Source organism: Pseudacidovorax intermedius (assembly GCF_001476815.1).
Taxonomy (GTDB): Bacteria; Pseudomonadota; Gammaproteobacteria; order Burkholderiales; family Burkholderiaceae_C; genus Xenophilus; species Xenophilus intermedius_A.
In genome coordinates, this window is sequence record NZ_LDSL01000191.1 from 1 (window position 1) to 6,975 (window position 6,975).

The following is a 6,975-nucleotide window of genomic DNA, read 5'->3' on the forward strand; positions in this document are numbered from 1 at the left end:
CGCCGCCCCGGCCGTGGCGGCGAAGGTGGCACGGCTGGACGCGCAGGCCTGGCTGCGCCACACGCTGGTGGGCCTGCCGCGCGGCTCCGGCATCACGCAGGTGCAGGATGCCTGGCTGGCCCGCGCCGGCGCCCAGCCCGGCGCGCAGCTGAGCTGCAGCCACTGGGGCGGCGTGGCCGGGCTGCTGGCGGCGGGGCAGGGCATCGGCCTGTTGCCGCGCGGCCTGGCCGACGGCCTGATGCGCCGCGGCACGCTGCGCAAGCTGGCGGTGGCCGAGCCGCCGCCGGCGCTGGACTACGGCTTCCACTTCCGCCACGGCGACCCGCGCCCGCTGGTGGCGGCGCTGCGCCAGGCCTGCCTGGAGACGGCGGATTTCGACGCCCCTGGCGCCTTGGCCTGAGGCACTGCGGTCAGGTGCAGGGGCATTCCTAGAATGCCCGCCATCCATCACGGAGACAGACGCTCATGAAAGAAGACAGCATCGAATTCGCCACCCGCGACGGCCAGCGCCTGCAGGCCTGGCGCTGGGCACCCGAGGGGGCGCCGCGCGGCGTGGTCCAGGTCCAGCACGGCCTGGGCGAGCACGGCGGGCGCTACCGCCGCTTCGGCGAGGCGCTGGCCGCCGCCGGCTACCTGGTCTACGCGCCCGACGGCCGTGGCTCCGGCCGCAGCGCGAACGGCCGCTACGGCCACTGGGGCCCGGACGGCTGGCCGGGCTGGGTGGACGACCTGCTGCAGCTCAACCACCGCATCCGCCAGGACCATCCAGGCCTGCCGGTGGCGCTCGTCGGCCACAGCATGGGCTCCTTCGCCACGCAGCAGTTCCTGCTGGACCATTCCGCCGCGGTCGATGCGGCGGTGCTGCTCGGCTCCACCGAGGTGTCGGGCATCGTGGCGATGATGACGGCCGAGGGGCCCGTGGACCTCAGCGCGCTCAACCAGGGCTTCGAACACCGCACCGGCTTCGAATGGCTGAGCCGCGACGCGGCCGAGGTGGACCGCTACTGCGCCGACCCGGCCTGCGGCTTCGTGCCCGAGCCCTTCGCCGGCATCCAGACACTGGCCCGCGCGGCCGACCCGGCGGCGCTGTCCGCCATCCGGCCGGACCTGCCGATCCTGATCCTCTCGGGCGACGCCGACCCCATCGCGGGCGGCGGCGCGGCGCTGCAGCTGGTGGCGCAGCGCTACCGGGACGCGGGAGTGAGCGATGTCGACCTGACGCTGTACCCCGGTGCGCGCCACGAGCTGCTCAACGAGACCAACCGCGACGAGGTGACGGCACGCATCGTGGCCTTCCTGGACCGCACCATCGGCGGATAGGGTGGGCGTGAGTGAGTGCCTCGGGCGCTCCGTTTGCTTGAGTGCGGGTTTGCGCAATGCGCGGGACGCAGGCCGCAGGGACCGGCCGACGCGCCCTTACCGGCACCAGGGGCGGACCACCGCCCACGTTGGACCCGGACCAACCGGCCTCAGGCCGATTCGTCCTGCAGTTCGCTCACCGGCACGCAACTGCAGAACAGGTTGCGGTCGCCATACACGTTGTCCACGCGCCCGACCGGCGGCCAGTACTTGGCCTGTCTGAGCGTGGCCACCGGAAAGGCCGCCACCTCGCGCGAGTAGGGATGCGCCCAGTCGGTCGCCGCCAGCGTCGCGGCCGTGTGGGGTGCGTTCTTGAGGGGGTTGTCCTCACGCGGCCACACGCCTTCCTCGATGCGGCGGATCTCGCCGCGGATGGCGATCATGGCGTCGATGAAGCGGTCCATCTCGGCCAGCGGCTCGCTCTCCGTGGGCTCCACCATCAGCGTGTTGGCCACCGGGAAGCTCAGCGTCGGCGCATGGAAGCCGTAGTCGATCAGGCGCTTGGCCACGTCCTCGGCCATCACGCCGCTGCTCTCCTTGAGGCCGCGCAGGTCCAGGATGCATTCGTGCGCCACGTGGCCGTTGGCGCTGGCATACAGCGTCGGGTAATGGTCGGCCAGGCGCGCGCTGATGTAGTTGGCATTGAGGATGGCCGTTTCGGTGGCCTGCTTCAGGCCCTCGGCGCCCATCATGCGGATGTACATCCAGCTGATCGGCAGCACGGCCGCATTGCCGAAGGGCGCTGCGGACACGGCGCCCACCGTCGCCGGCCTGCCGCCCGTGGCATGGCCGGGCAGGAAGGGCACCAAGTCCTCCACCACGCACACCGGGCCCACGCCCGGGCCGCCGCCGCCGTGCGGAATGCAGAAGGTCTTGTGCAGGTTCAGGTGGCTCACGTCGCCGCCGAATTCGCCGGGCGCGGCCACGCCCACCAGGGCGTTCATGTTGGCGCCGTCCACGTACACGCGGCCGCCGTGGGCATGCACGATCTCGCAGAGTTCCTTCACCCGCGTCTCGAACACGCCGTGGGTGCTGGGGTAGGTGATCATGATGCAGGCGAGCCGGTCGCCATGCTTCTCGCAGGCGCGCTTCAGGTCGTCGATGTCGACGTTGCCACTCGCGTCGCAGGCGGTCACCACCACCTGCATGCCCACCATCTGCGCGCTGGCCGGGTTGGTGCCGTGGGCGGAGGAGGGGATCAGGCACACGTTGCGATGCGACTCGCCCCGGCTCTCATGCCAGGCCTTGATGGCCAGCAGGCCGGCGTACTCGCCCTGGCTCCCGGCATTGGGCTGCAGGCTGATTCCGGCATAGCCGGTGGCCTGGCACAGCCAGTCGCGCAGCTGCGCGTCCAGCTCGGCATAGCCGGCCAGCTGGGACGGCGGCGCAAAGGGATGCACGTCGGCGAACTCGGGCCAGGTGATGGGGATCATCTCGCTGGTCGCGTTGAGCTTCATCGTGCAGCTGCCCAGCGGGATCATGCTGCGGTCCAGCGCCAGGTCCTTGTCGGACAGGCTGCGGATGTAGCGCAGCATGGCCGTCTCGCTGTGGTGCGTGTTGAACACCGGGTGCGTCAGGAAGGCGCTGGTGCGCTGCAGGCCGGCAGGGATCAGCGAGGGCACGTCCGCCTCGAAGTCCTCCACGCGCGGCAGCGCCTGGCCGTCGGCGGCGAAAGCTTGCCAGACCAGCGCCAGGTCGGCGCGGGTGGTGGTCTCGTCCAGCGCGATGCAGAGGTACTCGCCGAAATACACGCGCAGGTTGGCGCCCAGCGACAGCGCCTTGGCCAGGATGGCCTGCGTCCGGTCCTTGGTGTGCAGCGACAGCGTGTCGAAGCTGGGCACCTCGCGCAGCGGCGCGCCCAGCTGCTTCAGGCCCGCGGCCAGGATCGCGGTATAGGCCGCCACGCGGCGGGCGATGCGCGTGAGCCCGGCGGGGCCGTGGTAGACGGCGTACATGCTGGCGACGACGGCCGGCAGCACCTGCGCCGTGCAGATGTTGGACGTGGCCTTCTCGCGGCGGATGTGCTGCTCGCGCGTCTGCAGGGCCAGGCGGTAGGCCGGCGCGCCGTGGCTGTCCACGCTCACGCCCACCAGGCGGCCGGGCAGCGAGCGCTTGAATTCGTCGCGGCAGGCCATGAAGGCCGCATGCGGGCCGCCGGCGCCCATGGGCATGCCGAAGCGCTGCGTGTTGCCGACCACGATGTCGGCGCCCCATTCGCCGGGCGGGGCGATCAGCGTCAGGGCCAGCAGGTCGGTGGCGACGATCAGCGCGGCCTGCTTGCCGTGGATGAGTTCGGCATCGGCCCGCAGGTCGTCGATGCGGCCGCTGGTGGCGGGGTACTGAGCCAGCACGGCGAAGTAGTCGCCGGCGAGCAGGTCGTTCCATTCCTGCAGCGAATTGGCCAGCACCACCTCGATGCCCAGCGGCGCGGCGCGGGTCTGGATGACCTCGATGGTCTGCGGATGCGCGTCGCCGGCCACGACGAAGCGCTGGCTCCTGCTCTTGACGCTGCGTTTGGCCAGGGTCATGGCCTCGGCGGCGGCAGTGGCCTCGTCCAGCATCGAGGCATTGGCGATGGCCATGCCCGTGAGGTCCGTCACCATGGTCTGGAAGTTGACCAGGGCCTCCATGCGGCCCTGGCTGATCTCGGCCTGGTAGGGCGTGTAGGCGGTGTACCAGGCGGGGTTCTCCAGCACGTTGCGCAGGATGACGCCCGGCGTGTGCGTGCCGTGGTAGCCCTGGCCGATGAAGCTCTTCACCCGCTGGTTCTTCGCGGCGATCGCCTTCAGCTCGGCCAGCGCCTCGGCCTCGCTCACGGCCGGCGGCAGCTGCATCGGCTGGCTGCGGCGGATGGAGGGCGGCACGATGCTGTCGATGAGCTGCGCCCGCGACGATTCGCCCACGGTGGCGAGCATGCGTGCCTCGGCCTCGGCGTCGGGACCGATGTGGCGGGCGATGAATTCGGTGGGGTTCTCGAGGTCGCGCAGGGAGAAGGCGGAGGAGCTCATGGCAGCGGGCCGGAAGGGGAGAGGGAGAAAGACCGGCGCGTCCAAGCAGACGCGCCGGCGCACGCGGGTCAGGCGCCTTCGGTGAACTTGGCGTAGCCGGGCTCGTCCATCAGCTGGTCGAACTCGCCCATGTCCTTGTCCTGGAGCAGGACCTTGAAGAACCAGCCGGCGCCCATGGGGTCGCTGTTGGCGAGGGAGGGGTCGGCGCGCAGGGCTTCGTTCACCTCGACCACCTCGCCGGTCACGGGCATGTAGATGTCGGCGGCAGCCTTCACGGACTCGACCACGCCGGCCACTTCGCCCTGCTTGAAGGTCTTGCCGACTTCGGGCAGGTCGACGAAGACCACGTCACCCAGCGCTTCCTGCGCATGCACGGTGATGCCGACGGTGGCGGCCTCGTGGTCGGCGATCTCGATCCACTCGTGGTCCTTGGAGTAATGAATGGTCATGGGGGGCTCCTGAAAGAGAAGAAAGGGGATGGAAGAAAAAAGTCGGACGGCCAGTATCCGTGCAGCCCGGGCAGCGCGCATGTCCGCCTGCGGCGCAGGCGGCCGGGGATTTGTCTGACGGCGCTGTCGTCGGCGGCCATGGTGCGGGGCGCGCGGGGGAGCGGCTCTGGCAGCGGTCAGCCGCGGTAGTAGCGGGCGGGTACGAAGGGCATCGGCACCACCTCCATCGGCACCGGCTTGCCGCGCACCAGCGCGTCGATGCGGGTGCCGACGGCGGCATGGGCCGTGTCCACATAGCCCATGGCGATGGGCCGGTCGACCGTGGGCGCGAGCAGGCCGCTCGTGACTTCGCCGACGGCGCCACCGCCGGGCACATGCAGGGCGGTGTGCTCCCGCACGGGGACGCGCTCCAGCGCGACCAGGCCGACGCGGCGGCGAGCCACCGGGGCCGTACCGTCCAGCTGCGCCAGCACCTTGCCGGCGCCGGGGAAGCCGCCGGCCCGCGCACCGCCGGTGCGGCGCACCTTCTGGATCGCCCAGGTGAGCGCCGCCTCGACCGGCGTGGTGGTCGTGTCGATGTCGTTGCCGTACAGGCACAGGCCCGCTTCGAGCCGCAGCGAGTTGCGCGCGCCCAGGCCGATGGGCGCCACCTCAGGCTGGGCCAGCAGCAGGCGGGCCAGGCGCTCGGCATCGGCGGCGGCGACGGAAATTTCGAAGCCGTCCTCGCCGGTGTAGCCGCTGCGGGTGGCGAAGACCGGGATGCCGCCGATGGCCATGGTGCCGCCGGTCATGAAGACGTGGCGCTCGCTGCCGGGCGCCAGACGCGCCATCACGGCTGCCGCTTGCGGACCTTGCAGTGCGAGCAGCGCATGGTCCGGGAGCGGCTGCACGGTGCAGCGCTGGCCGATGCGGGCCTGGATGTGGGCGATGTCGGCCGCCTTGCAGGCGCCGTTGACGATGACGAAGAAGGAATCGCCGCCCTCGTTGAAGAACATCAGGTCGTCGAGGATGCCGCCGTCGTCGTCCAGCAGCAGGCCGTAGCGTTGCTTGCCGGGCGCGAGGCCGATCACGTCGACCGGCATCAACGTCTCCAGCGCGGCGGCCGCCTCGGGGCCCGACACGCGCAGTTGCCCCATGTGCGAGATGTCGAACAGGCCGGAGGCCGTGCGGGTGTGGCGGTGCTCGGCGATCAGGCCGGCCGGGTACTGCACGGGCATGGAATAGCCGGCGAAGGGCACCATGCGGGCGCCCAGCTCGACGTGCAGGCCGTGAAGGGGGGTGTGAATAAGAGGAGCGGCAGCAGCGGACATGGACATCTCACGGGGTGTACAGCGCCACGACGGCTGTCGTGGTCCACCCCGGCTGTCCGCTTTACCTGAGAGATTCACCCCGCGATGGGGGCTTGCTCCTTCGGTGGACGCGCGGCCTGGGCCGCGGCGCCTCTCTCCAGCAGGGAAACGCCCCGAACCCGGGGCGTGCCGCCAGTCCTTTTGCCTGAGCGTTCGGAAGCCTTTGCGGAATCCTGCGCCTTCGGCGGCCCCGTCGCGCGGGGCTCTCTCCTGACGAAGCGCGCAGTGTAAGGGACAAGGCGCGCGGCGCCCTCGCTTATTTGAAGCCCATCGCCCGCGGCAGCCAGGTCGACAGCGCCGGCAGGAAGGTCAGCATCAGCAGCACCACGCCATGGGCGTAGAGAAAGGGCACCAGCTCGCGCACCAGCGCCGTCATCGGCACCTTCGACACGTTGCAGGTCACGAACAGCAGCCCGCCCACCGGCGGCGTGATCATGCCCAGCGTCAGGTTGACGATGACCACCATGGCGAAGTGCACCGGGTCCACGCCCAGCTTGACGGCTACCGGCGCCAGGATGGGCGCCAGCACCATCACGCCCGGCAGCGGCTCGATGAAGATGCCGAAGAGCAGCAGGAAGACGTTCACCACGATCAGGAAGGTCCAGGGCGTGAGATCCATGCCCACCAGCCATTCGGCCAGCTGCTGCGGAATGCCCTCGATGGTCAGCACCCAGGCGAAGGAGGCCGACAGGCCGATGATGATCAGCACCGAGGCCGACAGCAGGGCCGAGCGCGCCAGGATGTCCGGCAGCGCCTTCCAGGCCAGCGTGCGGTAGACGAACTTGCCGCACACCAGCGCGTAGAACACCG

Annotated in this window: 6 protein-coding genes and 2 riboswitches; of the genes, 2 read left to right on the plus strand and 4 right to left on the minus strand. The window is 70.7% G+C overall.

Annotated elements, in window-relative coordinates:
* The coding region (locus NS331_RS23815) for a substrate-binding domain-containing protein (protein WP_193758193.1) at positions 1-400 on the plus strand (400 nt) is incomplete at its 5' end.
* 65 nt (positions 401-465) lie between these two features.
* Positions 466-1,320, plus strand: coding sequence for an alpha/beta hydrolase (locus NS331_RS23820; RefSeq protein ID WP_058644412.1), 855 nt, complete (start codon positions 466-468; stop codon positions 1,318-1,320).
* 149 nt (positions 1,321-1,469) lie between these two features.
* Here the strand turns inward: NS331_RS23820 and gcvP are convergent, their stop codons facing one another.
* The 4 genes from gcvP to NS331_RS23840 all read right to left on the minus strand — a co-directional run.
* Positions 1,470-4,367, minus strand: coding sequence for an aminomethyl-transferring glycine dehydrogenase (gene gcvP, locus NS331_RS23825; protein WP_058644413.1), 2,898 nt, complete (start codon positions 4,365-4,367; stop codon positions 1,470-1,472).
* Positions 4,368-4,435: 68 nt separating this feature from the next.
* Complete coding sequence (gene gcvH / locus NS331_RS23830) at positions 4,436-4,816, minus strand: glycine cleavage system protein GcvH (RefSeq protein ID WP_058644414.1); 381 nt, start codon at positions 4,814-4,816, stop codon at positions 4,436-4,438.
* Between the two features lie 176 nt (positions 4,817-4,992).
* Entirely contained in the window at positions 4,993-6,126 is a 1,134-nt protein-coding gene (gene gcvT / locus NS331_RS23835) for a glycine cleavage system aminomethyltransferase GcvT (RefSeq protein ID WP_058644415.1), read from the minus strand.
* 42 nt (positions 6,127-6,168) lie between these two features.
* Positions 6,169-6,276: riboswitch (glycine riboswitch) on the minus strand.
* A 12-nt stretch (positions 6,277-6,288) separates the two neighbouring features.
* Positions 6,289-6,388: riboswitch (glycine riboswitch) on the minus strand.
* Positions 6,389-6,421: 33 nt separating this feature from the next.
* Positions 6,422-6,975 (minus strand): TRAP transporter large permease subunit (locus NS331_RS23840; protein ID WP_153013019.1); only part of this gene is annotated, 554 nt, incomplete at its 5' end.